This window comes from Haloferax sp. Atlit-6N, assembly GCF_003383195.1.
GTDB classification, from domain to species: Archaea; Halobacteriota; Halobacteria; order Halobacteriales; family Haloferacaceae; genus Haloferax; species Haloferax gibbonsii.
Window position 1 is genome coordinate 727409 of sequence record NZ_QEQJ01000001.1, and the last position, 24395, is coordinate 751803.

26 protein-coding genes are annotated in these 24395 nt (G+C 66.6%); 8 read left to right on the forward strand and 18 right to left on the reverse strand.

Going from position 1 to position 24395, the window contains the following annotated elements; translation table 11 throughout:
• Nucleotides 1–78: 78 nt before the first annotated feature.
• Nucleotides 79–1185: a hemolysin family protein gene (locus DEQ92_RS03760; protein ID WP_004977627.1), complete on the reverse strand. Its 1107-nt coding sequence runs from the start codon at nt 1183–1185 to the stop codon at nt 79–81.
• 132 nt (nt 1186–1317) lie between these two features.
• Between DEQ92_RS03760 and DEQ92_RS24055 the strand changes: the two genes are divergently transcribed.
• The 3 genes from DEQ92_RS24055 (at nt 1318) to DEQ92_RS03770 (ending at nt 3776) form a co-directional block, all read left to right on the forward strand.
• A complete protein-coding gene (locus DEQ92_RS24055) occupies nt 1318–1545 on the forward strand; it encodes a hypothetical protein (RefSeq protein WP_233516822.1) in 228 nt (75 codons plus the stop codon).
• A complete protein-coding gene (locus DEQ92_RS03765) occupies nt 1503–2648 on the forward strand; it encodes a S8 family serine peptidase (protein WP_233516823.1) in 1146 nt (381 codons plus the stop codon). Before DEQ92_RS24055 ends, DEQ92_RS03765 begins: the two co-directional genes overlap by 43 nt.
• Nucleotides 2649–2738: 90 nt before the next feature.
• Entirely contained in the window at nt 2739–3776 is a 1038-nt protein-coding gene (locus DEQ92_RS03770) for a hypothetical protein (RefSeq protein WP_115820431.1), read from the forward strand.
• 37 nt (nt 3777–3813) lie between these two features.
• On the opposite strand, the gene DEQ92_RS03775 is transcribed toward DEQ92_RS03770, so the two are convergent.
• The gene (locus DEQ92_RS03775) at nt 3814–5121 is read right to left on the reverse strand and encodes a tetracycline resistance MFS efflux pump (protein ID WP_004977630.1); all 1308 of its coding nucleotides are present in this window, start codon (nt 5119–5121) and stop codon (nt 3814–3816) included.
• A gap of 100 nt (nt 5122–5221) precedes the next feature.
• On the opposite strand from DEQ92_RS03775, the gene DEQ92_RS23740 reads away from it, so the two are divergent.
• Both DEQ92_RS23740 and DEQ92_RS03780 read left to right on the forward strand, forming a co-directional pair.
• Nucleotides 5222–5392 (forward strand): hypothetical protein, encoded by a 171-nt coding sequence (locus DEQ92_RS23740; protein ID WP_004977631.1) that lies wholly within the window; start codon nt 5222–5224, stop codon nt 5390–5392.
• A 30-nt stretch (nt 5393–5422) separates the two neighbouring features.
• Complete coding sequence (locus DEQ92_RS03780; protein WP_004977632.1) at nt 5423–5650, forward strand: hypothetical protein; 228 nt, start codon at nt 5423–5425, stop codon at nt 5648–5650.
• A 6-nt stretch (nt 5651–5656) separates the two neighbouring features.
• Here DEQ92_RS03780 and DEQ92_RS03785 read toward each other — a convergent pair whose 3' ends face one another.
• Together DEQ92_RS03785 and DEQ92_RS03790 are read right to left on the reverse strand one after the other, a co-directional pair.
• Nucleotides 5657–6439: a CBS domain-containing protein gene (locus DEQ92_RS03785; RefSeq protein WP_004977633.1), complete on the reverse strand. Its 783-nt coding sequence runs from the start codon at nt 6437–6439 to the stop codon at nt 5657–5659.
• A gap of 43 nt (nt 6440–6482) precedes the next feature.
• Nucleotides 6483–7940, reverse strand: coding sequence for a DHHA1 domain-containing protein (locus DEQ92_RS03790; protein ID WP_004977634.1), 1458 nt, complete (start codon nt 7938–7940; stop codon nt 6483–6485).
• Nucleotides 7941–8029: 89 nt separating this feature from the next.
• Here DEQ92_RS03790 and DEQ92_RS03795 point away from each other — a divergent pair, with 89 nt between their 5' ends.
• Nucleotides 8030–8410, forward strand: coding sequence for a hypothetical protein (locus tag DEQ92_RS03795; protein ID WP_115820432.1), 381 nt, complete (start codon nt 8030–8032; stop codon nt 8408–8410).
• Between the two features lie 33 nt (nt 8411–8443).
• On the opposite strand, the gene DEQ92_RS03800 is transcribed toward DEQ92_RS03795, so the two are convergent.
• From DEQ92_RS03800 to DEQ92_RS03865, 14 genes are all read right to left on the reverse strand, one after another.
• Complete coding sequence (locus tag DEQ92_RS03800) at nt 8444–9964, reverse strand: NADH-quinone oxidoreductase subunit N (protein WP_004977636.1); 1521 nt, start codon at nt 9962–9964, stop codon at nt 8444–8446.
• Entirely contained in the window at nt 9965–11494 is a 1530-nt protein-coding gene (locus DEQ92_RS03805) for a NuoM family protein (protein WP_004977637.1), read from the reverse strand.
• Entirely contained in the window at nt 11491–13512 is a 2022-nt protein-coding gene (gene nuoL / locus DEQ92_RS03810; RefSeq protein WP_004977638.1) for an NADH-quinone oxidoreductase subunit L, read from the reverse strand. The genes DEQ92_RS03805 and nuoL overlap by 4 nt, the downstream gene beginning before the upstream one ends.
• A gap of 3 nt (nt 13513–13515) precedes the next feature.
• Nucleotides 13516–13818 carry an NADH-quinone oxidoreductase subunit NuoK gene (gene nuoK / locus DEQ92_RS03815; protein ID WP_004977639.1) on the reverse strand — a complete coding sequence of 101 codons (303 nt, stop codon included), beginning with the start codon at nt 13816–13818 and terminating at the stop codon, nt 13516–13518.
• Nucleotides 13818–14183 (reverse strand): NADH-quinone oxidoreductase subunit J, encoded by a 366-nt coding sequence (locus DEQ92_RS03820; protein WP_004977640.1) that lies wholly within the window; start codon nt 14181–14183, stop codon nt 13818–13820. Before DEQ92_RS03820 ends, nuoK begins: the two co-directional genes overlap by 1 nt.
• Nucleotides 14180–14440 carry an NADH-quinone oxidoreductase subunit J gene (locus DEQ92_RS03825; RefSeq protein WP_004977641.1) on the reverse strand — a complete coding sequence of 87 codons (261 nt, stop codon included), beginning with the start codon at nt 14438–14440 and terminating at the stop codon, nt 14180–14182. Before DEQ92_RS03825 ends, DEQ92_RS03820 begins: the two co-directional genes overlap by 4 nt.
• A gap of 105 nt (nt 14441–14545) precedes the next feature.
• On the reverse strand, nt 14546–15007 hold the full coding sequence (locus DEQ92_RS03830) for an NADH-quinone oxidoreductase subunit I (protein WP_004977642.1): 462 nt from the start codon (nt 15005–15007) through the stop codon (nt 14546–14548).
• Nucleotides 15004–16053, reverse strand: coding sequence for a complex I subunit 1 family protein (locus DEQ92_RS03835; RefSeq protein ID WP_004977643.1), 1050 nt, complete (start codon nt 16051–16053; stop codon nt 15004–15006). The genes DEQ92_RS03830 and DEQ92_RS03835 overlap by 4 nt, the downstream gene beginning before the upstream one ends.
• Nucleotides 16053–17726: an NADH-quinone oxidoreductase subunit D gene (locus DEQ92_RS03840; RefSeq protein ID WP_004977644.1), complete on the reverse strand. Its 1674-nt coding sequence runs from the start codon at nt 17724–17726 to the stop codon at nt 16053–16055. Before DEQ92_RS03840 ends, DEQ92_RS03835 begins: the two co-directional genes overlap by 1 nt.
• Entirely contained in the window at nt 17723–18424 is a 702-nt protein-coding gene (locus tag DEQ92_RS03845) for an NADH-quinone oxidoreductase subunit B (protein WP_004977645.1), read from the reverse strand. Before DEQ92_RS03845 ends, DEQ92_RS03840 begins: the two co-directional genes overlap by 4 nt.
• Complete coding sequence (locus tag DEQ92_RS03850) at nt 18421–18837, reverse strand: NADH-quinone oxidoreductase subunit A (RefSeq protein WP_004977646.1); 417 nt, start codon at nt 18835–18837, stop codon at nt 18421–18423. Before DEQ92_RS03850 ends, DEQ92_RS03845 begins: the two co-directional genes overlap by 4 nt.
• Before the next feature lie 188 nt (nt 18838–19025).
• Nucleotides 19026–19637 carry a 5-(carboxyamino)imidazole ribonucleotide mutase gene (gene purE, locus DEQ92_RS03855; protein WP_049968279.1) on the reverse strand — a complete coding sequence of 204 codons (612 nt, stop codon included), beginning with the start codon at nt 19635–19637 and terminating at the stop codon, nt 19026–19028.
• A gap of 6 nt (nt 19638–19643) precedes the next feature.
• On the reverse strand, nt 19644–20792 hold the full coding sequence (locus DEQ92_RS03860; RefSeq protein ID WP_115820433.1) for a 5-(carboxyamino)imidazole ribonucleotide synthase: 1149 nt from the start codon (nt 20790–20792) through the stop codon (nt 19644–19646).
• A gap of 159 nt (nt 20793–20951) precedes the next feature.
• A complete protein-coding gene (locus tag DEQ92_RS03865) occupies nt 20952–22700 on the reverse strand; it encodes a flippase activity-associated protein Agl23 (RefSeq protein ID WP_115804682.1) in 1749 nt (582 codons plus the stop codon).
• A 108-nt stretch (nt 22701–22808) separates the two neighbouring features.
• Here DEQ92_RS03865 and ribH point away from each other — a divergent pair, with 108 nt between their 5' ends.
• A complete protein-coding gene (ribH, locus tag DEQ92_RS03870; protein WP_004977650.1) occupies nt 22809–23213 on the forward strand; it encodes a 6,7-dimethyl-8-ribityllumazine synthase in 405 nt (134 codons plus the stop codon).
• Nucleotides 23210–24364 carry a pyridoxal phosphate-dependent aminotransferase gene (locus tag DEQ92_RS03875; RefSeq protein ID WP_115804681.1) on the forward strand — a complete coding sequence of 385 codons (1155 nt, stop codon included), beginning with the start codon at nt 23210–23212 and terminating at the stop codon, nt 24362–24364. Before ribH ends, DEQ92_RS03875 begins: the two co-directional genes overlap by 4 nt.
• Nucleotides 24365–24395: the final 31 nt, after the last annotated feature.

Consider the following 24395-nt stretch of genomic DNA (forward strand, 5'->3'; position numbering starts at 1 on the left):
AAGCGTGGGCGGTCCGCGAGAGCGCGTCGAGGCGCGAACCATCGGGTGGAGCCGGTACGAGGGCGTCCCGCGGGCGGCCTACGCCCCGAGGTCGAGCGGGTCGTAGAGCTGGCCGGTGATGGACTCGAAGGCGTCGGAGGCGGTCACGAGGCCGACCACGGAGCCGCCTTCGGGGTCGCGGACCATGGCGAGTTCCTGATTCTCCGCCTGGAAGCGGTCGATGAGGTCGCTGACCGAGAGGTCCGAGAGAACCGAAAGCGGGGGCGCGGCGATGTCTTCGAGGCGGCGGTCGCCCGACTGGAGGCGGTCGATGTTCGAGAGGACCGTCGGCGCGTAGACGACGCCCCGAACGTCGTCGAGCGAGTCGCCGACGAGCGGGAACCGCGAGTGCTGGGGGTTCGCCCGGATTCGTTCGAGGCTCTCGTCGGTGCTCGCGTCGACCGAGAGCGCGACGACGCGGTCCGCGGGGACCATCACGTCGCGGACGGGTAACTCGCCGATGCGAAGCGCGTTCAGGACCTCCTCGCGGCGGTCCTCGGGGAGCGAGCCCTGCGCGAGGATGTCGCCCATCTGGCTTCGGACCTCGCCGCGGCTGAGGCGGGGTCCCTCGCCGGCGGAGCCGTCGCCGTCTTCCTCCTCGTCGATTTCGGCTTCCTGCCACGACCGGGTTATCTCGACGCCGACGAGCGACAGCAGGCGCTTTGCCAGCCAGTCGGCGACGACGATGACCGGGTACATGAGCTTCGTCCAGCCGTAGAGGACGGGCGCGGTGTACTTCGCCACCGTGCGAGAGCGCTCGACGCCGAGGTACGTCGGCACCTGCTCGCCGAGGACGACGTGCGAGAGGTTGATGACGACGAGCGCCAGTCCGACCGACAGCGACGTGTGGGAACCCGCCGACCCGCCGCCGCCGAGGACCGCGTCGAAGGTGGCCGCGACGGCCGGTTCGGCGACGACGCCGAGGCCGACGCTGGCGATGGTAATCCCGACCTGACAGCCCGAGAGGTACACCTCCAGTCGCTCGGTCATCTCCCACGCGAGTTCGAGGCCGCGAGACCCCTCGAAGGCGGACTCGTCGAACTGCGGCACGCGCGTCATCGCGAACTCCGAGACGACGAAGAAGGCGTTCGCGAGCAACAACACGAGGCCGCCGCCGAGCCGGAGCGCGGTTTCGACACCTACCATGTGGGCCGAGCGTTCGACCCGGACTCCCCTGAGCGTGTCGGCTCCGGTACGACGTTGTGGTTTTTCGGGGAATTATTTTAAACTCAAAAATGTGCCGTAACAACTATGTTTTTCACGGCCGCGGTGTCTGGTATGCGTCAGCAACACAGGCGGACGTTCCTGAAACTGAGTGGTTCCCTCCTCGGTGGGGTCGCCGCCGGGTCGACCGTCGTCGCGGCCGAGCGGACCGACCGGTTCATCGTCGACCTCGGGGGCGGCGACGCGTCGGCGGCGACGAGCGCGGACCTGGAGGTCGTCTACGACTCTCGCCGGCCGGCGTGGTGGTCGTCGAGGGGAGCGAGTCGGCCGTCTCCGCCCTGAACGCGGCCTACGCGCCCGACGTGGAGATAACGCTCGACGGGCCGGCGGTCGAGGACGCGGGTCCGGCCGATGCGGTCGACGAACCCGGCTACGCCGCGCAGTGGGACAAACAGAGCCAGCGGATTCCCGCGGTCCACGACGTGACCCGCGGGGAGGGCGCGCGCGTCGCCGTCATCGACACCGGCGTCGCCGCCGACCACCCGGACCTCGAACACGCGGTCAACGCGTCGCTCTCGCGGAACTTCACCGGCGACGGCTTCGGCGCGGGCGTCCCCGCGGGCGGCGGCCACGGCACCCACGTCGCGGGCATCGTCGCCGCGAACGACCGAAACGAGACGGGCGTCGTCGGCTCCGCGCCGGGGGCCGAAGTCGTCGACTGCCGCGTGTTCTCGCCGAACACGCTGGCCTCGTTCGCCGACATCCTCGCGGCCCTCGTCTACAGCGCCGAAATCGGCTGCGACGCCGCGAACCTCAGCCTCGGTTCCTACCCGGTCCCGCGACAGGGCGAAGGGCAGTTCTACGGGAACGTGCTGAACAAGACGCTGACCCACGCCAACCGCTCGGGGACCGTCGTCGTCGTCGCCGCCGGCAACGACAGCGCCGACCTCCAGCACGACGGCGGCATCATCAGCCTCCCCAACGAGGGGGCGCAGGCGCTCAGCGTCAGCGCGACCGGACCCAAAGGGACCGCTTTCGACGCGGGCGACGCCGAGGAGGGACCGAAGACGCCGGCGTTCTACACGAACTACGGAACCAACGCCGTCGGCGTGGCCGCGCCGGGCGGCGACGCCCTCCTCTCCGCGCAGGAGACCCACCCCGAGACGTGGTTCTACGACCTCGTCTACAACACCGTCTCGACGCCCGCCTACGACGACGACGGGAACTACGTCGGCTCGGCGAACGGCTACGGCTGGAAGGCCGGCACCTCGATGGCCGCGCCGCAGGTCGCCGCCGCCGTCGCGCTCGTGCGGTCGGTCGAACCGGGTCTGAACGCGAATCAGGTCGCGTCGAAACTCGGCCGCACCGCGACCGTACCCGAGGGTTCCGACAAGGCGTACTACGGGGCCGGCTACCTCGACCCGCTGGCCGCCGTCACCGAGTAACTGCCTCCGCACCCCCGAGAAAGTCCACCGAGCGAACTGATACCTTAGCTCTCGAACACCTTTATCTCGCGAGGCGTCGCATTGTCAGCTATGAGTTGGAAAGCAATCGACGCCCTCGACGACGCCCGTGACGCCACGGCGTCGCTCCTCCTCCCGTTCGACGCGGGTCGATGGGCGCGCCTCGCACTCATCGCCCTCTTCGTCGGCGGCCTCGGCGGGAGCGGCGGTGCCGGAAGCAACACCGGAACGACCACCCCGACCGGGGGCGGGTCGACCGACATCCCGGTCGACTCGCTGCCCGGCTTCGTGACGCCGGAAAACGTCCTCGCAGCGGTCATCGCGCTCTTGGTGGTCGGCATCATCCTCATCATCCTCTGGTCGTTCGTCGGCTCCGTGATGCAGTTCGTCCTCGTGGACGCCGTCGTCTCCAAGGACGTGCGCATCCGCGAACCGTTCCGCGAGCGCTTCTGGCTCGGCGTCAGGCTGTTCGGGTTCCAAGTCGGCCTGCTCGTCGCCGTGCTCGCAGTCATCGGAATCCCGGTCGCGGCGGTGTTCCTCGGCTCCGTCGCGTTCACGCCCGCGGTGGCCCTCTTCGCCATCCCGCTCGTACTGCTCGGGCTCCTGTTGGTGTTCGTGGTCGCCATCGTCATGCAGTTGACGACCGACTTCGTCGTCCCGACGATGATGGCCGAAGACCGCACCCTCCTCTCGTCGTGGGGGCGGGTCGTCCCGGTGTTCCGCGCCGAGTTCTCCGAGTTCGGGCTGTACGTCATCGTCCGGTTCATCCTCGGCATCCTCGCGAGCATCGGTATCGGCATCGCGGCCCTCCTCGCCCTGCTCGTCGTCGCCATCCCCTTCGCCATCGTCGGCGGCGGGGCGTTCCTCGCGCTCAACGCCGCGAACGTCGCGTTGACCTCGACGGTCGGACTGGTCGTCTTCGGCGCGCTCGGGCTCCTGTTCGTCCTCGCGGCCATCGCGGTCGGCGCGGTCGTCCAGATGCCCGTCGTGACCTACTTCCGGTACTACTCGCTGTTCTTACTCGGAAGCGCCGACGACTCGCTCGACCTCGTCTCGCAGTTCCGGTCCGACGACGACTCGTCGGCCCCGGAAGGCCCGACCCCCGCGTAAGGACCGGCGACTCACTTCGCCGTTCCGCGTCCTTTTTTCACGCCGTCGCCGACGTGACCGCCTCGCGGTCCAGCCGTCCGAGGAGCACGAGAATCGGAATCATCAGCGCGCCGCCGACGACGAACGGTGCCCAGAACGCGACGGCCGTGTAGAGCCCGCCGGCCAGCGCCGGCCCGAACGTCCGGGCGAGGCTCCCCGCGCTCTGGGTGAGGCCGAACGCGCCGCCCTGCTCGTCGTCCGTCGCCGAACGGGAGACGAGCGTGTTCAAGGAGACGTTCGTGAGGGCGTTGCCGAACGACAGCGGCGTCATCACGACGAGGAGCGCGAGCACGCCCGCCGGGAGGACGGGACCGACTGGAAGTATCCTTCCGAGGTCGGGGACGAACGCGCCCAGTTGGGGTGAAAAGGGGACGGCCGCGAGCGTGAGCACCTGAATCCCCGCGCCGGCGACCGCGAGCCGGTACTCGCCGAAGCGGTCGGTGAGCGGGCCGACGAGGCCGCCCTGAACGACCGCGAGGACGACGCCGACGTAGGTGAGGATAATCGCGTTCTCGGTCGCGCCGTAGCCGTACTGGTCGTTGGTGAGGAAGATGAACTGGCTTTCGAGCGCCGAGAAGGCGAAAGAGACGAGGAAGAAGGAGGCGACGAGCGTGCCCAGCCCGGGCGACCGGAGCGCAGAAAGGAGCTGTTGGACGCGGGACTCGCGGTCCCCGGCCGGCGTCCCGCGCGCTTCGGGCGGCCGCGACTCGGGCAGGACGAAGAACGCGACGACGAGGTTCGTTCCGGTGATGGCCGCGGCGGCGAAGCTCGGCAGCGAGAACTCGGAGACGGGGACGAACGCGGGCAGGAGGCCCCGGGCGGCCGCGACGACCGGCTCGCTGGCGAAGAAGCCGCCGAGCGCGGGGCCGAACACGAAGCCGAGGCCGAACGCGGCCCCGAGGAGACCGAGCCCCTTTGCACGCTCGTCCGCCGCGGTGATGTCGGCGATGTACGCCTGTGCGGTGGCGATATTGCCGCCCATCGCGCCCGCGAGCATCCGGGCGGCGAACAGCACCGCGAGCGACCCGGCGACGCCGAACAGGAGCCACGCGAGCACGCTTCCCGTGAGCGACAGGAGGAGCACGGGTCGCCGACCGCGGGAGTCCGAGAGGCGACCGAGGAAGGGCGCGGCGAGGAACTGCATCGCCGAGTAGGAGGCGATGAGCAGGCTCCCGACGAACTCCGTCGCCCCGAACGAGAGCGCGTACAGGGGAATCACCGGGATGAGAATACCGAAGCCGAGGAGGTCGACGAAGACGATGAAAAAGACCACCCCGAGCGCCCGACGCGGGTTCTCGACTGTCATCGTCTCTCCGTTGGCGGGGAGTCGAATAACCGCACCGATACCCTCCGTCTCGGAGGGTAAGCGGTGATTAATTAATACGTTGACAATCCTGAGTGTCAGTATGTCCTTCGAATGGGTCTCGTACTTCACGTGCGAGGAGTGTGGGTTGGAACGCCCGTCTCCGGAGGTCCCCTACGACCGCCTCGGATACGCCGTCTGCCCGAGTTGCGGCGCGGAGACGCGCCCGGCCGCCTCGGCGACGGTCGACGCCTCGACGCTGGTGGATGGGTAAGCACTTCGGGCTCGGACGACATCCACCGGTATGAGTTGGACGGAGGTCCGTCGAGACGACCGCATCGTGGAGTGGGAGCGGAGTGACGGCCACGCGACTATTCGGCTCCGTCGCGGGCCGAACGCGTGGCACGTCAGGGTCGACCGACTCTATCAGTCCGCCGAGGGCCGCGGCTACGAGGGCGAGCGGTTCGAGTCGGAATCCGAGGCCCGCGAGACCGTCGAGGCGTGGAAGGACGAGTACGACGTGGAGAACTGAACTGGGCTACTGGAGCCGGCGCGTCGTCTCGACCAGCGGGTGTCGCGCGTAGTCGACGATGTCGATGTCCGAGATAGATTTGAGGCCCTCCTTTTCGGCGGTCCGCTGCATGCCGAGTTCGACGGGGTCGTCGACGACGATGACGTAGGCGTCCATCTCCTCGATGCCGATTCGGTCGGCCGCGAGGACGCGGTGGTGGCCGTCGGCGAGGAGTAGCGTCCCGTTGTTGTCGATGACGACGAGCGGCTCCGCGAGGCCGCGTTCGAGTTCATACCGTCGACCGTCGAGTTCGTCGGCGTAGACGCGGGCCTGCGTGGGAATGAGGTTCGAAAGCGAGACCGTGCGGCGCTCTTGGTGGACCGTGATGCCGTGAATCTGTTCGAGCGTCCGCATGAGTTTGCCCACTTTCTCCGGCGTCGCGCGCTCGATTTGGCTCCGGATGACGTCGGTGTTCGAGATGATGCCGACGAGGTTGCCCGCGTCGTCGACGACCGGGAGCTTCTGGATTCCCGACCGGAGGATGACGCGGGCGGCGTCGTTCACGTCCATCTCGGGGTGAGCGACGACGAGGTCCGTCGCCATCACCGTCTCGATGGGGGCGGCGTCGTCGGCGAGGAGGATATCGCGCGCCGTGACGAATCCCTCGGCCTTGCGTCCGTCGCAGACGGGAAAGCCGTTGTGCCCGTCGCTCTCTGCGATGCGTTGGGCGACGTCCGCGACCGTGTCGGTCGGAGAGACGGTCTGGACCTCGCGCGTCATGTACTCCTTGACGGTCGCTTTGGTACTCATCTCCCACCCCATAGGGCCACCGTCGGCAAAAACGTGTGGGCGTTCACTCATCGAGCGGGTACTCGAAGGCCACGTCGGTATCCAGACTCGGCGTCGGCGTCGCGTGCTCCAGCGTCTCGAACATCCGCCCGGCGACGATGTCCGTGACGATGGTGGCGAGCGACTCCCGCGAGTCGTCGCCCACGTCGTCGAGGATGCCCAGTGGAATCTGTGCGCCCGCCATGTCCGCGTGGCCGCCGGCGCTCCCGATAGAGCCGAGGGCGTCGCGGAACGTCTCACCGAGGTCGACTTTCGCCCCGCGGGCGCGACCGGAGACGTAGACGGTGCCGTCCATCAGGCCGTAGACGACCGTCACCTCGACGCCCTCCATCCCGAGGAGGTGGTCGGCGGCCTGCGCGAGCGCGTCCCGCTCGCGGATGTCGCCGACGTTCGTCGTGAGGACGTTCCCCCGAACGTCGCGGTTCGAGATGGCGCGGGCGAGCGTCTCCATCGTCTCCGAGGTCAGACTCGGCGTCTCGACCCGTTCGAGCAGGTCCACGTCGACGTGGGGGATGAGGAAGGCGGCGGCCTCGAAGTCGGCGGTCGAGACCTCCCGCGTGAAGTCGTTGGTGTCGACCTGAATCCCGAACAGGAGGGCCGTCGCCACCGTCGTGTCGGGGACGATTCCGAGCCGTTCGAGATACTCCGCGAGCAGCGTGCTCGTCGCGCCGACGCCGCGTCTGAGGTCCACGTACGCCGCTTCGACCGGCGCGCGCGGCGGGTGGTGGTCGATGACGATGTCGATGGTCGTCTCCGGCGGCAGGCGGTCGTTGACGCCCGGTCGGGAGTGGTCGACGAGCGCGAAGCCGGCGTACTCGTCGTCCGCCGGAACCTCGTCGAGAACCCGAAGGTCCAAATCGAGGAGGTTCACGAGCGCGCGGTTCTCCTGATGAGAGATGTCGCCGAAGTAACACACGTCTGCGTCGACGCTCGCCCGCCGGGCGATGGCCTGCAACGCCAGCGCCGCGGCGATGGCGTCGGGGTCCGGGTTGTCGTGCATCACGACCGCGAGCCTGCCGTCGAGGTTTCGGAGGACCCGCATCAGGCGGTTCAACCGCTCCGTGTGCGACGTGCCGACGGCGTCGAGGATTCGCCCGGAGACGATTCGACGCGGGTCGATGACCTCGTCGGCGATCGCGTCGATGTCGGCGCGGACCGACGGGTCCGCGTCGTCGCCGAGGTAGACGACGAGCGGCGCGTCGGGGAATCGGTCGCGGGCCGCGCGCGCCGCGTCGAGGTTCGGCGCCGAGGACTGCCCGCCGACGATGACGAGGTCGACCGCGTCGGGGTAGTTCGACGGGTCTGCGGGGTCGCCCTCCCTCGCGGCGATGCCGTCCGAGCGGAGGTCATCGGCGCGGCCCTTCCGGTCCGTGACGACCGTTACCGTCCCCCCGCGGTCGGCGAGTAGCCCGACGAGGTTCCCGCCGAGCGACCCGCAGCCGAGAACCAGGCGACGTACCATACACGGAGGGTCGGACTCCGGCCGCAAAACCCTACCGTCCTCCCATCCGGCGATGATATTATGTCATGCCAACGCATGACACATATACGATGGAACTCGAGACGCAACTGCTCCCCGAGTCGCGAGCCGAGTCGTTCGTCCGAACCTGTCGAACCGTCGTCGGCGACGACCTCAGGAGCGTGACGTACTTCACGCACGACCGCTGCGACCAGATATACCTCCGAAGCGACCTCGAAGCCGACGCCGACCTCACCGGGTTCGTCGAACACGAGACCGACGGATTTCAGGCGCGGACCACCTACCGCGGCTCCGAACTCGGGAACTACCGATACACCGTCCGTGCGTTCGACCACGGGTACCTCACCCGGGTGACGGCCGACGACAAGGGCGTGTTCGTCACCACCGACGGCCTGACGCTCAGGCGCTCCGAGGAGCTGGCGTCGGCGCTCGGCGAGTTACTGCGAGAATAAAAGAAACCGAATCGAACCGAATCGCCGAAACGCTCAGAAGAGCGCCGCGGCGACGGTCTGCGCCGTCTCGATGACGGGTTGGAAGCCGGGCAGGAGCAGGACCGTCCCGACCGCGGCGAAGATAATCGCCACGTAGAGACCGACCGGCTGGCTGCCGATTTCGAGGGGCTTCGACGGCTCCTCGATCCACATCGCCTTCACGACGCGGCTGTAGTAGAACAGCGACAGCGCGCTGTTGACCGCGCCGACCGCGGCGAGCCACCAGAAGCCCGACCCGATAGCCGACTCGAACAGGGCGTACTTCGAGAAGAAGCCGCCGAACGGCGGAAGCCCCGCGAGCGAGAACATGAAGACGGTCATCGCCGAGGCGGCGATGGGCGCCTTCGACGCGATACCGTTGTAGTCCTCGAAGGTGCGGCCGAGGCCCCACTTTTCGACCATGGCGATGAACAGGAACGCGCCCGTGTTCATGAAGCCGTAGACGAACAGGTGGGCCATGCTCGCGCCGAGCACGTCACCGTTCGCGGCACCGCCGTCGGTGGTGATCGCCGCGAGGCCGATGAGTGCGTACCCCGCGTGACCGATAGAGGAGTACGCGAGCATCCGCTTGACGTTGTTCTGGGTCGCCGCCGCGAAGTTACCGAGCGTCATGGTGACGACGGCGAGCACCGCGAACAGCAGCGACCAGTCGACGCTCCCGCCGCCGACCGCGGTGACGGTTTCGAGGGGGAACGCGACGGTGAACACGCGGAAGGCGACGGCGAAGCCGGCCGCCTTCGACGCCGACGAGAGGAACGCGCTCACGGGAGCGGGCGCGCCCTCGTAGGCCTCCGGGGCCCAGAAGTGGAACGGGACGGAGGCGGTCTTGAACGCGAAGCCCCCGGCGATCATCAGCACGCCGAGACCGAGGACGCCGACGAGTTCGGTGCCTTCGGCGAGCGACGCGGCGACTTCCGGGAGCACCAGCGAGCCGGTGACGGCGAACACGAGGCTGATACCGAACGCGAACACCGCCGACGACAGCGCGCCGATGAGGAAGTACTTCAGACCGGCCTCGATGCTGCCGCGGTCCTTCTTGAGGAACGCGACGAGCGCGTACGAGGGCAGGGACGCCAGTTCGAGGCTGATGAAGACGGTCGCCAGCGAGTTCGACATCCCCATGAGCGTCATGCCAGTCGTGGCGAATATCACGAGCGAGTAGAACTCACCCTGATGGGGCTCGTCCGCGAGGTAGTCGTAGGAGGCGACGGTCACCATCGCGGCGACGCTGGTGAAGATGAGCGTGAAGAACAGGCTCATCCCGTCGACGACGAGCGCGTCGCCGTACAGCGAGATAGCGCCGCCCGTGGACTCCATGCCGGTTCCGCCGATGAGGAACCAGCCGGCGATGCCGCCGGCGGCGAGCGCGCCGAGCGTCGCCGTGCCGGCCAGAAGGCCGTTGTTCGTGGAGTCCGGGTCGATGGTGTCGATGAGCAGCAGCGCGAGCCCCGTCAGCGCGAGCACGATGGCGGGAGCCGTCGCCGCCCACTCCGGGAGCGTCTGGAGGGGCGTCATCTAGAACGCACCTCCCAGTTCGAGAATCGGGTTAACCGCGTCCTGAATCATCGTGAAGAAGATGTCCGGAGAGACACCGAGCACGATGGTGAGCAGGAGCAGCACCGCGAGGGGTGCGACGTCGTGGAACGGCGCTTCCGTGATGTCGTAGTCGCCGTCGAACCGGAAGGGTCCGAACAGCGTCCGCTGCATCGCGAACAGCAGGTAACCGGCGACGATGACGATACCGAACATCGCGGCGCCGGTAAACAGCGGCATGGCCTCCATCACCGTGGACTCGAACGCGCCCTTGAAGATGAAGAACTCGGCCGCGAAGCCGGCCATGAGCGGCAGACCCATGTACCCGAACGCGCCGGCGACGAAGATGCCCGCCGTGACGGGCATCCGGTCGGCGATGCCGGACATGTCCGACACCATGCGCGTGTGGGTCGTGTTGTAGATGACGCCGACGGCCATGAACATCAGTCCGGAGATGAGGCCGTGGGCGACCATCTGGAAGGTCGCACCGCCGACGCCGTAGGTGGTGTAGGCGATGAGACCGAGGATGACGTACCCCATCGACGAGACGGAGGAGTACGCGACGATGCGCTTGAGGTCCTGCTGGGCCAGCGCGAGCAGTGCGCCGTAGATGACGCTCGCGACGGCGAGCAGGGCGATGGGCAGCGCGAAGGCGCGCGCCGTCTCTGGCAGCATCGTGAAGTTGAACCGGAGCAGGGCGTACGTACCCATCTTCAGGAGGACCCCCGCCAGCATGACCGACACCGGCGTGGGGGCCTCAACGTGTGCGTCCGGCAGCCACGTGTGGAGCGGGGCGACCGGGACCTTCACCGCGAACCCGAAGAACATCGCGATGAACGCGACCGACGCGAGTGCGCCGGCCGACAGTCCCGCGAAGCTTCCGAGCTGTCCGGCCTGCAACGCCTGCGCGATTTCGGGCAGGCGGAACGACGAGATCGAGTCGCCGAGACCGAACACGAGCGAGATGAACCCGATGAACATCACGAGCGACGCGATGTTCGTGTAGACGAAGAACTTGATAGCCGCGTACTTGCGGCGCGGGCCACCCCAGACGCCGATGAGGAAGTACATCGGCAGGAGCACAGCCTCCCAGAAGATGAACCAGACGAAGAAGTCGAGCGCCGTGAAGACGCCGAGCAGGTTCGCCTCCATGAGAAGCATCAGGCCGAAGAACTGGGACTGACGCTCCGAGATGGGCGTCCACGCGCTGACGATAGCGAGCGTGGTGAGGATGGTCGTAAGGACGACAAGCGGCATGCTGATGCCGTCGACGCCGACCATCCAGTGGATGTCGTACTGGCCGAGTTGCAGCCAGGCGACGTCTGTCTCGAACGCGATGTTCCCGCCGAGTAAGGCGTTCCCGCTCGCGTCGTACTGTTGCCACATGTAGAGGCTCCCGACGACGGGAGCCAGACTCAGCGCGAAGGCCGCCTTGCCGGCGTACCGGTTCGGCACGACGAAGGTGACCAGCGCGGCGAGGAACGTGACTGCGATGAGCGCTTCGATTATCATGCGAACCAACCTCCGAGCAGACCGAGACCGAGAAGCAGCGCGGTCAGACCGAGCGTGAGGAGCGCGGCGTAGTTGCTCACCACACCGGTCTGAACGCGCTTGACGCGACCGCCAGCGAACAGACTCACGCTGGAGATACCGTTGACGACGCCGTCGACGATACCCTGGTCGAACTTATCGAGGACGCGCGAGATGGGTTGGACGACGCCGGTCGCGATCCAGACCTGGTACTCGTCTTGGTAGTAGTTGTTGTACAGTACGGTCTTGATGCTCCCGAGCTTGTCCGTGTGTTCGACGGGTTCGGGGACGTTGTACAGCACGTGCGCGAGCGCGGCACCGCCGAGCGCGAAGCCGAGCGAGACGGCCGCGCCGATGGCAACCGTTCCGGCCTCGCCGCCGATGTAGCCCGAACTGTACGGGATGAGTTCGGCGTAGTGGTGCGCGTTCAGCGAACTGAAGCTCCCGTCGAGGAACTGGTGTAGGAAGTCGATTCCCTCGATGCCGAAGAGCTTCTCGACCGGGACCATGTTGACGAGCCCGGTCGTCGCGGCGAGCACGCCGAGGACGGCGAGCGGACCCTTGACGTTCCAGCGAACGCCGTGGGGGTCACGCGCCGTTCCGGACCGTGGCTCGCCGTGGAAGGTGAGGAACACCATCCGGAAGGTGTAGAACCCCGTGAAGAACACGGCGAGCAGACCCATCGCGTACGCGGCGAGCAGAATCGGACTGCCGCCGAGGCCGTGAATGAGCGTCTCGTAGAGGACCTCGTCTTTCGACCAGAAGCCCGCGAACGGGACGATGCCCGCGAGGGCGAGCGACCCGGAGAGGAACGCGTAGTAGGTCACGGGCATCTTGTCTTTCAGACCGCCCATGTCCCACATGTTCTCGTTGTGGTGCATCGCGATGATGACCGAACCGGCACCGAGGAAGAGCAGCGCCTTGAAGAAGGCGTGCGTCATGAGGTGGAACGTCGCCGCGACGTAGCCACCGGCACCGAGGCCGAGCATCATGTAGCCGTACTGGCTGATAGTCGAGTACGCGAGCACCTGCTTGATCTCTTTCTTGACGACGCCCATGGTCGCCGCGAAGAGGGCGGTGAATCCGCCGATGAGGGCGATGATGGCGAGCGTCGTCGGCGTCAGCACGTAGAACCCGTACATCCGGGCGACGAGGTAGACGCCGGCCGCGACCATCGTCGCTGCGTGGATGAGCGCGGAGACGGGCGTCGGACCTTCCATCGCGTCCGGAAGCCACGTGTGCAGGGGGAACTGCGCGGACTTACCGACGACGCCTCCGAGAACGAGGAGGCCGACGACGGTGAACCACGCCTGTTCGCCCATGCCGAGGAACGTGTTGACCGAGTGTTCGCCAGCGAGCGCCTCCTCGGCGAGGACCGGGAAGGCATCGGGGCCCGCGAAGGCGGCGGAGCCGAACGTCGCGAAGACGGCGACGACGCCGATGAGGAAGAAGTAGTCACCGAAGCGGGTGACGAGGAACGCCTTCTTCGCGGCGCTCGGCGGGCCGTCCTGCCGGAAGTGGAAGCCGATGAGCAGGTAGGAACACAGGCCCACCAGTTCGAAGAACATGAACGCCATGAGCAGGTTGTCGGCGACGACGAACCCGAGCATGGAGGCCGTGAACAGGCCGAGTCCGGCGTAGTAACGCGGGAGGCCCGTCTCGCCCTCGTCGTTCATGTATCCGAGGCTGAAGATGTGGACGAGGAGCGCGACGAGCGTCACGATGACGAGCATCATCGACGAAAGCGGGTCGATGAGCAGACCGAACGTCAGGTTGATGGCGTCGAGGCCCTCCGCCCACGTGTAAATCGTTTGGTTGTAGGTCTGTCCGCCGCTGACGGCGAAGAACGTCGCGATGGACAGGACGAACGAGCCTGCCGTCGCGCCGATACCCGCCAGCGCGCCTCCCTTCGGCATGTACCGTCCCGCCCCGAGTGCGATCAGGAACGAGAGGAACGGGAGGAGGACGATGGCCGGAGCGAAGTCTAAGATACCTGCCATATATTACCACCTCATCGTGGTCGCGTTGGTCACGTCCACGTCGTCGAAGTTACGGTACAGTACGAGGATGATACCGATACCGACTGCGACCTCCGCGGCCGCGAGCGCCAGCGTGAACAGGGTGAACGTTTGCCCCGTGACGTTCCCCCAGTAGAGCGAGAACGCGACGAGATTGATGTTCGCGGCGTTCAGCATCAGTTCGACCGACATCAGGAACAACAGCGCGTTCCGTCGGGTCAAGAGGCCGAAAACGCCGATGCAGAACACGGCCGCCGACAAGAGCAGATAGTATTGCGGGGGCACCATCAGCGGTCATCCTCCTCGTCGTCGAACAACGTTCGCTTGAGTTCACGGCCGCCGTCGGTCAGAATAGTCCGCATCTGACCACCCTCCTCGCGCCGTGCGAGGTGGATGGCACCGTCAAGAGCGACGTCGAGCGTTACCGCGATGACGATGAACGCGGCGAGGAACCCTTCCCCGGCGACGTCCCCGAAGTCGAGGTTGAACATCGAATAGCCGATGCTCGCGGTTATGTTTGCTCCCTCTGCGAACCCCTGTGGGTTCGGGAACGACGCGCCGAGGAACACGACCGCCATCACGACGAACAGCGCGACGGCAGCCAGTCCGGGCACGAGGTGCGAACCGAGTTTCAGCTGCGGTTTCGTGGTCATGTACTACTCACCTCCGGATCGATACGCGTCAGCATCACGGCGAACGTGATGAGAATCAGTACCCCGCCGACGTAGACGAGGACTTGCATGGCGGCGAGGAACTCCGCCTGCAACATCACGTAATGCACCGCGACGCTCAAGAGCGCGCCCCCGAGCAGGAGTGCGGAATGCCAGATGTCCCGCACGAGGACGACGCCCAGGCTGCAGCCCACGGTGACGAGGGCGAACAGCGCGAACGCGATGGTTTCATAAACCATTGTGTATGTCTCCTTGAGATATCCCTTTGAACATTTCGAGAACGTCCTCAGCGTCCGGTAGCGGACGCGGGCTGACGGGACTCGAACGATTCACTCGCGGTCATGTTACTGGTAGTCGACCTCTCCTTCGCCCTCGCCGATCCACGCGTTGCGGTCGGGGTTGCGAGAGTTGAGCGGGTCGATATCCTTGTACCACGGGACGTTCTTGAGCTGTTCTTTGTTGTAGACGAAGTCGTTTTTCGTGTCCGCCGTGAACTCGAAGTTCTGCGTGAGTAGGATGGCGTCGACGGGACAGACCTCCTCGCACAGCCGGCAGTAGATACACTGGCCGATGTGGAGGTTGTACTGCTCGCCGTTGCGCTTGTCGTCCTGAACGATCTGAATCGTGTCGTTCGGACAGACGTTCTCACACTGACGGCACCAGATACACCGCTCTTGGCTGAACTTGTGGACGCCGCGGAAACGCGGGCTCACTTCTGGCGCGGTCTCGGGGTACTCGACCGTGAACGTCTCGCCGTCGAGCGCGTGCCTCAGCGTCACTGCCATGCCTTTCAGGATTCCGATCATACAATCACCCCCACGATGATGGCCGTGAGAACCAGGTTGGCGAAGGAGAGCACGAGCATCCCCTTCCAACCGATTTCGAGGAACTGGTCGACGCGAAGGCGCGGAATCGCGGAGCGCGCCCACTGGGTGAACAGGAAGAACGCCCAGATTTTGATGGTGAACCAGACGAATCCGGGCAGGACCGGGCCCGCCGGACCGCCGAGGAACAGCGTCGCCGCGATAGCGCCGCCGAGGAAGATGTGGATGAACTCACCGAGGTAGATGAGCACGAAGTAGACCGAGGAGTACTCGGTCTGGAACCCGGCGACAATCTCGGTCGGCGCTTCGGGGATGTCGAACGGGTTACGACCGACCTCCGCGAGGTTCGCGATGATGAACAGCGCGAACGCGAAGGGGTTCACGAACGCGAACCACGTCGGAATCGTCACGCCCGCGACCGAAAGCAGCGGCTCGGCCTGCACGGCGACGATTTCGCTCATGCGGAGCGACCCCGCGAAGATGACGACGGAGGCCGCCGTGACGACGAGCGGGATCTCGTAGGCGATGTTCGACGCGACCGCGCGGAGCGCGCCGATGAGCGAGAACTTGTTGTTCGATGCGTAGCCGGTCATGACGATGCCCAGCGAGGCGATAGACGCCGCGGCGAAGGCGAACGCGAGACCGGTCTCGGGGTCCGCGAGCTGGATGCCGTTACCCATCGGGATGACGGCGAATCCGAGCAGCGCGGAGAAGGGAATGACCATCGGCGCGAGGTCCCACGCGGGACGGTCGACGCCCTCGGGAACGATGAGTTCCTTCGACAGCAGTCGGACCGCGTCCGTGACGATGGTCAGGAGACCGAACGGACCGATTCGGTTGACTGCGATGCGGTCACCGAAGGCGGCCGTGATCTTCCGCTTCGCCCACGGTCCGGCGAACGCCGTCATGATGAGCATGATGTTGGCGATGAGGAACGCGCCAACGAGACCCCCGACGACGTCGCCGAGGATGCCTTCGAGACCGAGGAGGCCGCTGATCGTGTCCGGAAGGACCGCTTGCAGACTCATTACCGGTCCACCTCTCCGAGAACGATGTCGAGACTGCCGAGCGAGGCAATCATGTCCGGGATGTACTCACCCTCGGACATCTCGGGGAGCGTCTGGAGGTTCGAGAAGCACGGACTGCGGATCTTGAATCGGGCCGGCTTGTCGGTGCCGTCGGCGCGGATGTAGATGCCGAGTTCGCCCTTCGCGCCTTCGACGGCGCGGTAGATCTCCGTGTCCTCTTCGGGCTTCAGGGTGCGCGGAACGTTCGCCTGGATGTTCCGCTCGTCTTCGGGCCAGTCTTCGAGCAGGTCGACGCACTGCTGGATGATCTTGGCCGACTCCTCGACCTCGCGCATGCGCACGAGCAGGCGCGAGAAGTTGTCGCAGCCGTCCTCGACGACGACGTCCCAGTCGAGTTCGTCGTAGTAGCCGTAGGAGTCGTCGCGGCGGAGGTCGTAGTCGATGCCCGAGCCGCGGGCGACCGGTCCGGTCGCACCGTAGCTCTTGGCGACCTCAGGCGGCAGGACGCCCGTGCCGACCGTCCGCGCCTGGAGAATCTCGTTCGAGGTGATCATGTCGTGGTACTCCTCGAGCGCCTGCGGGAGCTCGTCGATGAAGTCGCGAATCTTCTCGAAGAACTCCTCGCGGGGTTCGGGGAGGTCCCAGACGACCCCGCCGAGCCGGAAGTAGTTGAACATCATGCGCTGACCGGTGAGGTCCTCCAGAATGTTCTGGACGATTTCGCGGTCCCGCATGGCGTACATGAAGATGGCCGTGAAGTCGCCGTACACGTCCAGCGCGAACGTGCCGAGCGCGATCATGTGCGACGCGATGCGGCACAGTTCCGCGCCCATCGTGCGGATGATCTGGGCGTACTCGGGGACCTCGATGTCCGCGAGGTCCTCCGCGGTGCGGGCGTAGGCCCACTCGTTCAGCAGTCCCGCCGAGATGTAGTCCCAGCGGTCGGGGTACGGCATAATCTGGTGCCGGTAGGTCCCCTGCTGACACATCTGCTCCTCGCAGCGGTGGAGGTAGCCGATGTCGGAATCGAGGTCGACCACCTGCTCGCCGTCGACGACCGTCTCGACGTGCAGCACGCCGTGGGTCGCCGGGTGGTGCGGCCCGATGTTGATGTACATCGTGTTGCTGTCCCCGGCGCGGTGGTCCTCCTCGAGCGGGTTAGCGTGCTCGCGGAGCGTCGCTATCTGCGGGCGGTCCTGGTCGTAGTCCAGTCCGAGCGGGTGACCCTGCCACGTGTCCGGAAGCAGGATGCGACGCAGGTCCGGGTGGTCCTCGTACTGGATGCCGACGAGGTCGTACGCCTCGCGCTCGTGCCAGTCGGCCGTCCGGAACACCGGCTCGGCGGACTGACTGACCGGGTTGTCCTTCGAGGTGGGCACGACGACCGAGACCTCGTCGGTCCGGTCGTCGAACTTCGTCAGATGGTAGATGGACTCGTAGCGGTCCTCGTACTCCTGTGCGGTCACACACGAGAGGTGGTCGAACCCGGCCTCGTCGCGGAGCTTGAACAGCGCGTCTTGGACCTCGTCGGGACGGATGACGAGCCCTGGCGCGTTCAGGTGTTCTTCGCGGCCGACGACGAGGTCGCCGAGCAGGTCGGCGAGTTCGTCGCCGCGGCTGACGCCCGATTCGAGTTCCGCGGGGTCGTCGGACTGTTGTTCTTCGAGGCTCATGGCGAATCAGCCCAGTTGTACCGCATGACGAGGTCTTCCTCGTCGATTTCCGCCGCGAGCTTGTCGACGATTTCGTCGCGTTCGAGGTCGCCGAACTGCTCCAGTTCGTACGGCTTGACCGTCACCGGGCTGGACTCGCCGTTCGCGATGCGCTCTTGGAGCTTCGCGATACCGTAGATGAGCGCCTCCGGGCGCGGCGGGCAGCCGGGGATGTGGATGTCAACCGGGATGACCTCTTCTGCGCCCTTGATGACGTTGTATCCCTCCTGGAACGGGCCGCCGGAAATCGTACACGACCCCATGCCGACGACGAACTTCGGTTCGGGCATCTGGTCGTAGACGCGCTTCATGCGCGGGGCGAACTTCGAGACGATGGTCCCCGGCACGATAATCACGTCGGCCTGTCGCGGCGACGCGCGCGGCACACCCGCCGCGAACCGGTCGAGGTCGTGCTTGATTCCGTAGGTGTGCATCATCTCGATGCTGCAGCACGCGATACCGAACTGCAGCATGAACATCGAGGACCCGCGGACCCAGTTCATGAACTTGTCGAACTTCGTGAGGATGAACGGTGACGAGCCGAACGCCTCCCGAAGCTTCGAGTTGAACCGGTCGTCCGCCCCCGCCATCCGGGCGTCGCGAGTCTCGGTCTGTACCTGTGTGTCGTCCGTGACGAATGGCTTCTGTTCGCTACTCATGCATCTTGCCTCTCTGTCTTACGACGGTTTGCCTGCGGGCTTTTGACCCACTTGACTGCGCCGTTGCGCCACGCCCAGACGAGGCCGACGACGAGGATACCGATGAAAACGAGCATCGGCGTCAGAATCGTCGCCAGCGACGCGCCCTGTTCGAGGGCCGAGCGGTAAATGACCGTCCACGGGAAAATCAGGACGGTCTCGATGTCGAACACGAGGAACAGCAGCGCGACCATGTAGTACTGAATGTTAAACTGGACGCGCGCCGTGCCTGTCGGCACCTCACCACTCTCGTACGTGGCACTCTTTCCTTGTTCCGGTACGCTTGGGCGCAGCAGCGCCGACACCGCCATCATCGCGAGCGGTATGCCGACACCAACCAGCCCCATCGCACCGATTGCAATCCAATCACTCATGCCGTGTCTCCCTGACGTGCGGCGGTTAGAAGCGCTCCCCTATAAACATTGATTTGTGTGTTTCGGGCGCGAGAGAGCTTCTATTTGGAAAATACGCGAGAGACGCCCGGAACCCCGCACGGGCAGGGTTTCGACGCCCGGAGCGACCCCCGATTGCGGACCACTGACCGGCGACGGCGGACGCTTCGCTACCGCGATTCGCGGAAGCCCGCGACGCCGAGGTCGTGGAGCGCGGCCGAGGTCTCGGCCACGTCGGAAACGAGGTCTTCGTGGTACTCGACGAGTCGGTCTTCGAGCTCGGGGTAGCCGCGGGAGAGCGCCTGTACGGCTGACAGCGCGGCGTTGAACGACTTTCCGGCGTCGACCGCGACGATGGGTGCGCCCGTCGGCATCCCGATGACCGAGTCGACCGACTTCTCCTGGACGGGGACGCCGACGACCGGAATCGGGTACGCGATGGAGGCGGTCATGTTTGGCAGGTCCGCGGACTTGCCGCCCGCGCCGGCGATGATGACCTCGACGCCGCGGTCGCGCGCGGTGTCGCCGTAGGCGTACATCAGGTCGGGCGTCCGGTGCGCGGAGACGACGTACGTCTCGTAGGTGAACCGCTCTTCGGGCGGCGCGTCGAAGTCGGTCTGCTCGCCGAACCCGAGCGTGTCCAGCGCCTCGTGCGCGCCGGACATCACGTCGAGGTCGGAGTCCGACCCCATGATGATGCCCACGTCGGGCGTCGTCTCGGGGTCGCGGTCGGCGTCGGCCTGTGCGTGCAGTTCGTCGATGAGGTCCCGTTCTGTCGTCATTGTGTATCAGTCGAAGTGAAGTCCGTCCCGGAGGTCTCGCGTGCGTTCGAGAAGCGCTTCGAGGTCGACGTCGTCGTCGCCGACGGCGGTGAGATGGCCCATCTTGCGGAGCGGGCGCACCTCGTCTTTGCCGTACCAGTGCAGCGAGACGCCCGATTCACCGAGGGCGTCGTCGAGGCCGCCGAGCCGCGCGGGTCGGCTCTCGTCGACGGTGCCGAGGACGTTCGCCATCACGGTGGGCGACCGGCGAGTCGTCGCGCCGAGCGGCCACCCGAGCACGGCGCGGACGTGCTGTTCGAACTGCGAGGTGAGCGCGCCCTCGATGGTCCAGTGGCCGGAGTTGTGCGGGCGCGGGGCGACCTCGTTGACGAGCACGTCGCCAGCCGCCGTCTCGAACAGCTCGATGCCGAAGACGCCGCGGCCGGGCAGGTGCGAAAGCACCTCGCGGGCGACGCGGTCGGCCTCCTCGCGAACTTCGTCTGTCGTCCGCGCCGGGACGACGGTCTCGCGGAGAATCTCCTCCTCGTGGACGTTCTCGCCCACGGGGAAGGTCCGAATCTCGTCTTCGCCGCGGACGCCGATGACCGACAGTTCGCGCTCGAAGTCGACGAACGCCTCGGCCATCGCCGGGCCGCCGACCGCCTCAATGGCGGACTCGGCGTCCTCGGGGTCGGTGACGGGGACGTTTCCGCGGCCGTCGTAGCCGCCGGTCCGGGCTTTCAGCATGACCGAGCCGAACTCGTCGAGCGCGTCGCGGAGGTCGGCCGCGTCGTCGACGCGGTGGAACGGCGGAATCGGAATGTCCGCCTCGCCGAAGGTGTCTTTCTGGACCAGTTTGTCCTCGATGGTCCGGAGCGCGTCGGGCGAGGGGTGGACCTCGATTCCCTCCTCGGCGGCCAGTTCGTCGAGCAGGTCCGGGTCGGCGAGTTCGATTTCGAACGTCAGCGCGTCGGCCCGCGCGGCGAGTTCCGCCATCGCCTCGGGGTCGTCGAAGTCGCCGACGATTTGGTCGGCGACGGCCGATGCCGGGCAGTCGGGTGTCGGGTCGAGCACGACGATGTCGACGCCGAGCGGTGCGGCGGCCTCGCCGAGCATACGCCCGAGCTGGCCCCCACCGACGACGCCGAGCGTGGATCCGGGTACGGTGACGGTCACAGTCGCGGGTTCAGTACGTCGGTGCATAAACGTTGCCACATTATGCGTTCAAATGAGCACATTCGTGGATATAAACGGTGTAGAAGACGCAGAACGGGCCGGGCGCTGGAACGCGTCGAACGCGGGGAAAATCGGTTCGTCGGACGCCGCCGACCGGCGTCAGCCCCGCGTCTCGTTCGCGGCGGCGAGGGCGTCCTCGTCGATGAAGACGACCACGTCCTCGCTCCAGAGTTTGAAGGCGTGCTGGCGCGCGACGTAGCCGTCGAGTTCGGATTCGAGTTCGGTTCGGTCCCACTCGTAGGCGATGACGACCGGCGGCGCGTCGGCGGTCACCTCGGAGACGTTCGCGTCCGGCGCGCTACTGGTACGCTCGACGCCCGAGCCCTCGAAGTACCACGGGAGCGGGAGTCGGCTGTGCCACGACGGCCCGCCGAGCGGGTTCGACTCGTTGGAGACGTAGAAGTGCGTCTCGTCGCTGTCCGGCGGGTGGGTCCCGTACAGGAGCACGTCGGTTCCGGGGTTGGCGGCCGAGACGCGCTCCACGTCGTCGAGCGTGGCCTTGAGGTCGTTTTCGGGTTGGGCCCACTGGAGCACCTCCTTGTCCTCGTCGGTCGAGGCGTTCCAGTAGTCGACGTTGGCGGCCGCGACGCCGCCGACCGAGGCGACGAGCACGAGCGCCGCGAGGCCGACGCCGACCGTGTCCTTGGCGTCGAGCGCCTGCACGCCGGAGCGGAAGACGAACGCCGCGCCGACCGCCGCCGGGACTGCGAGCGGGACGATCGCGTGGACGACGACCCACGGCGCTTGGATGTCGGTCGCCAGCGGGTAGCCGAAGATGCTCACGACGCCCCAGTAGGTCGCGAAGGCGACGAGCCACCGGACCCGCCCCGCGACGACGCCGTAGCGGTCCACGACGATGCCGACGAGCGCGAAGACGATGAGCACCGGCGCGCCGTAGACGAACGTTTCGAGGAAGTCCTTCAGATACGGGAGATACTCGTGGGACTGGTGTCCGCCGCCGAGCCAACTGCCGAACATCTCCGAAACCGCGCCGACGGTCCCGGCTTCGAGGACGGGCAGAACCGCAGTTGAACCGCCGAGCGCGTTCCAGAGGTCGGGCCGCGGCGCGTAGAAGAAGACGAAGACGGCGAGGAAGGCGAGCAGACCCCCGAGGACGCCCGCGGCGTACCGAATCGCGCCGTAACCGAGACTTCCCGCCCCGCGTGCGCGAAGTCGGTCGCGGATGCTCGCGGGCAGTTCCGAAAAGAGGATGTCGCGGGCGGACTCGCCGGCCGAGGTCCGGGCGAGCAGTCGGTGGTCGAAGACGAGGAACGCCGCCCCGAGGAAACACGCGAGGTAGACGACGTAGTTCTCCTTCGCCGCCGACCCGGTCGCGAAGGAGACGCCCGCGGGGATGAGGTAGGCGAGGCGGCCGGTGTCGTACGCGCGGACGACGAAGCCGAGCGCGACGAACGAGAAGGCGGCCACCAGCACGTCGTTGCGCATGAACCGCGAGTAGTAGACCAAGATGGGGTTCGCCGCGAAGAAGAGCGCGAGCGCGACCATCTCGTCGCGGCGGAGATGCTCTCGGAACAGCCAGACCGAAAGCGGAAGCAGGCCGCCGCCGACGGCAACAGGGAGCCGCGCCGTGAAATCGGTCGCCGGAAGGACGGCGAAGAGATAGTCGTTGACGACGGGGAGAAACGGGCCGTGGATGATGGGCCGGTAGGAGAACTCGCCGGTCTCGTGATAGCGCAGAATCCAGTAGCCGACGCGGCCTTCGTCCCAGTGGAAGATTCGGCCGCCGAGGTCGACGAGGCGGACGAGGAGGGCGACGACCACCGCGCCCGAAAGCGCCAGGAGGGAACGGGACCGAGTGACCGTCTCGGTCCCACTGTCAGTACTCATGCCCACCCATCGCAACGCCGACAATACAACTTTTGTGCTTGCCCGTCGCCGGAGACCAAATTCGGTCGGTGTCGGTAGTTCTTTTATCCGAGGCGGGAAGGGTCGGCCATGGTCTCACTCGGACTCGTCGTGGCCCGATTCAACTCGTCGGTCACGGAGCAGATGGAAGCGGCGGCCCGCGACGCGGCCGCCGAGCGCGACGCGGAGGTGGTCGAGACGATTCAGGTCCCCGGCGCGTACGACTCGCCCCTCGCGGCCGACCGACTCGCCCGCCGCGACGATATCGACGCCGTCGCCGTCGTCGGCGCAATCGTCACCGGCGACACCGACCACGACCGCGTCATCGCCGACGCGACCGCGAAGTCGCTGACTGAGGTCTCGTTGGACCGCGACACGCCGGTCTCGTTCGGCGTCTCCGGCCCCGGCATGAGCGGCGCGGAGGCGCGCGAGCGCGTCAGCAAAGGTGCGGAAGCGGTTTACGCTGCGACTGATATGGTGGAGGCGTTGGCATGAACTTCGATTTCAGCGACCGAGTCGGCCGCGTCGAACCGAGCGCGACGCTCGCCATCTCGAACCTCGCGAGCGAACTGGAAGCGCAGGGCGAAGACGTGGTCGACCTCTCGGTCGGCGCGCCGGACTTCCCGACTCCGGACAACATCACGCAGGCGGCGAAGGACGCGCTCGACGCGGGACACACGAGCTACACCTCGTCGAACGGAATCCCGGAACTCAAGGACGCAATCGCGGCGAAGCTCCGCGGCAACGGCGTCGACGCCGAGGCCGACGAGGTCATCGTCACGCCCGGCGGCAAGCAGGCGCTCTTCGAGACGTTCCAGACGCTCGTCGACGACGGTGACGAGGTCGTTCTCCTCGACCCCGCGTGGGTCTCCTACGAGGCGATGGTCAAACTCGCCGGCGGCACGCTCAGCCGCGTCGACCTCGCACAGCACGACTTCAGGCTCGAGCCCGCACTGGACGAACTCGCCGAGACGGTCTCCGACGAGACGAAGCTCCTCGTCGTCAACTCCCCGTCGAACCCGACGGGCGGCGTCTTCTCCGACGCGGCGCTCGAAGGCGTCCGCGACCTCGCGGTCGAACACGACTTCGCCGTCATCTCCGACGAGATTTACGAGCGCATCGTCTACGACGGCTTCGAGCACACCTCGCTGGGCTCCCTCGACGGGATGGAAGACCGCACCATCACCATCAACGGCTTCTCGAAGGCGTTCTCGATGACCGGCTGGCGGCTCGGCTACCTCCACGCCCCGTCGGACCTCATCTCGCAGGCCGGTAAGCTCCACTCGCACTCGGTCTCCTGCGCCGTGAACTTCGTCCAGCACGCCGGCGTCGAGGCGCTCTCGGAGCGCACCGACGACGACGTCGAGGAGATGCGACAGGCGTTCGAGGCCCGCCGCGACATGCTCGTGGACCTCCTCGCCGAACACGACGTTGATGTCGCCGTCCCGAAGGGCGCGTTCTACATGATGCTCCCCGTCGACGACGACGACCAGGCGTGGTGCGAGGGCGCGATTCAGGACGCGAAGGTCGCGACTGTCCCCGGTAGCGCCTTCAACGCGCCGGGCTACGCCCGCATCTCCTACGCCGCGAGCGAAGAGCGACTCCGCGAGGCCGTCGAGCGACTCGCCGATCACGACTACATCTGAGCCGCCCGCGGCGACCCGATTTTCCACCGTC

Coding starts and splice junctions, on each gene's coding strand:
- DEQ92_RS03760 (WP_004977627.1), bottom strand. CDS start 1,185: ATGGTAGGTGTCGAAACCGCGCTCCGGCTCGGCGGCGGCCTCGTGTTG.
- DEQ92_RS24055 (WP_233516822.1), top strand. CDS start 1,318: ATGCGTCAGCAACACAGGCGGACGTTCCTGAAACTGAGTGGTTCCCTC.
- DEQ92_RS03770 (WP_115820431.1), top strand. CDS start 2,739: ATGAGTTGGAAAGCAATCGACGCCCTCGACGACGCCCGTGACGCCACG.
- DEQ92_RS03775 (WP_004977630.1), bottom strand. CDS start 5,121: ATGACAGTCGAGAACCCGCGTCGGGCGCTCGGGGTGGTCTTTTTCATC.
- DEQ92_RS23740 (WP_004977631.1), top strand. CDS start 5,222: ATGTCCTTCGAATGGGTCTCGTACTTCACGTGCGAGGAGTGTGGGTTG.
- DEQ92_RS03780 (WP_004977632.1), top strand. CDS start 5,423: ATGAGTTGGACGGAGGTCCGTCGAGACGACCGCATCGTGGAGTGGGAG.
- DEQ92_RS03785 (WP_004977633.1), bottom strand. CDS start 6,439: ATGAGTACCAAAGCGACCGTCAAGGAGTACATGACGCGCGAGGTCCAG.
- DEQ92_RS03790 (WP_004977634.1), bottom strand. CDS start 7,940: ATGGTACGTCGCCTGGTTCTCGGCTGCGGGTCGCTCGGCGGGAACCTC.
- DEQ92_RS03795 (WP_115820432.1), top strand. CDS start 8,030: ATGGAACTCGAGACGCAACTGCTCCCCGAGTCGCGAGCCGAGTCGTTC.
- DEQ92_RS03800 (WP_004977636.1), bottom strand. CDS start 9,964: ATGACGCCCCTCCAGACGCTCCCGGAGTGGGCGGCGACGGCTCCCGCC.
- DEQ92_RS03805 (WP_004977637.1), bottom strand. CDS start 11,494: ATGATAATCGAAGCGCTCATCGCAGTCACGTTCCTCGCCGCGCTGGTC.
- nuoL (WP_004977638.1), bottom strand. CDS start 13,512: ATGGCAGGTATCTTAGACTTCGCTCCGGCCATCGTCCTCCTCCCGTTC.
- nuoK (WP_004977639.1), bottom strand. CDS start 13,818: ATGGTGCCCCCGCAATACTATCTGCTCTTGTCGGCGGCCGTGTTCTGC.
- DEQ92_RS03820 (WP_004977640.1), bottom strand. CDS start 14,183: ATGACCACGAAACCGCAGCTGAAACTCGGTTCGCACCTCGTGCCCGGA.
- DEQ92_RS03825 (WP_004977641.1), bottom strand. CDS start 14,440: ATGGTTTATGAAACCATCGCGTTCGCGCTGTTCGCCCTCGTCACCGTG.
- DEQ92_RS03830 (WP_004977642.1), bottom strand. CDS start 15,007: ATGATCGGAATCCTGAAAGGCATGGCAGTGACGCTGAGGCACGCGCTC.
- DEQ92_RS03835 (WP_004977643.1), bottom strand. CDS start 16,053: ATGAGTCTGCAAGCGGTCCTTCCGGACACGATCAGCGGCCTCCTCGGT.
- DEQ92_RS03840 (WP_004977644.1), bottom strand. CDS start 17,726: ATGAGCCTCGAAGAACAACAGTCCGACGACCCCGCGGAACTCGAATCG.
- DEQ92_RS03845 (WP_004977645.1), bottom strand. CDS start 18,424: ATGAGTAGCGAACAGAAGCCATTCGTCACGGACGACACACAGGTACAG.
- DEQ92_RS03850 (WP_004977646.1), bottom strand. CDS start 18,837: ATGAGTGATTGGATTGCAATCGGTGCGATGGGGCTGGTTGGTGTCGGC.
- purE (WP_049968279.1), bottom strand. CDS start 19,637: ATGACGACAGAACGGGACCTCATCGACGAACTGCACGCACAGGCCGAC.
- DEQ92_RS03865 (WP_115804682.1), bottom strand. CDS start 22,700: ATGAGTACTGACAGTGGGACCGAGACGGTCACTCGGTCCCGTTCCCTC.
- ribH (WP_004977650.1), top strand. CDS start 22,809: ATGGTCTCACTCGGACTCGTCGTGGCCCGATTCAACTCGTCGGTCACG.
- DEQ92_RS03875 (WP_115804681.1), top strand. CDS start 23,210: ATGAACTTCGATTTCAGCGACCGAGTCGGCCGCGTCGAACCGAGCGCG.